At 60.9% G+C, this 868-nt stretch carries 1 pseudogene; it reads right to left on the minus strand.

The features are described 5' to 3' along the window. Positions 1-26: 26 nt before the first annotated feature. Positions 27-868: pseudogene (locus D3227_RS40460) on the minus strand (IS630 family transposase); the annotation flags it as partial.

The following is an 868-nucleotide window of genomic DNA, read 5'->3' on the forward strand; positions in this document are numbered from 1 at the left end:
CTAGAGCAGTTTCTGGATAATCACGGTTAGGCATCGTAGCCGGCGTGGGCGAACAGGTTTTCGCATTCTTTGGGGTGGAAACGATCGATGGCGACGGCCACGGCGTCCCATAATTCCGGGATGGACCGGGCTGCTGCCTTTCGCAGTAAAGCCTTCAGCTTGGCGAAGGCCATCTCAATGGGGTTAAAGTCCGGGGAGTAGGGCGGAAGATAGCGAAGGGAAGCCCCCGCAGCCTCGATGATTTCGCGGACACCGACCACTTTATGAGCAGGCAGGTTGTCCATCACGACGACATCGTCGGGTTGAAGCGTCGGCACGAGGACGCGGCGCAAGTAGACCAGGAATGCTTCGCCATCCATGGCGCCGTCCAGGAGCCAGGGTGCGACGATCCCGTCGAGGCGCAGGCCGGCCGTGAAGGTCGTGGATTTCCAGTGCCCATGAGGAACAGCCGCCCGGCAACGCTGTCCACGCGCAGAGCGGCCTCGTAGCCGGGCCATCTTGGTATTGAGGCCACTTTCGTCGATGAAGATCAGGCGGCTCGGATCGAGATCGAGTTGGCCTTCGAACCACTCTTCCCGCGCTGCCAAAACATCCGGTCGCTGCTGTTCGGCCGCGTGCGCTGTCTTTTTTTGTACGTGATGCCACGCTTTGCGAAGAACGCATGGACCGTCGTCAGGCTGGCTTTGACCCCGCGCTCTGCCGCAAGGCGATCGACGATCTCGGCAAGCGTGATGTCCCGCTCATCGGTCTCGACCAAGGCGAGAATGAAAGTCTCGTGCGCGTCCAGCTTCGATACCTTCGGCTTACCCTGCCGCCCAGGTTCCAGATTGCCGCTCGAACGCCAGGCCCGATACCATGCACCAGACGT

The organism is Mesorhizobium waimense (genome assembly GCF_003601975.1).
In the GTDB taxonomy this organism is placed as follows: Bacteria; Pseudomonadota; Alphaproteobacteria; order Rhizobiales; family Rhizobiaceae; genus Mesorhizobium; species Mesorhizobium waimense.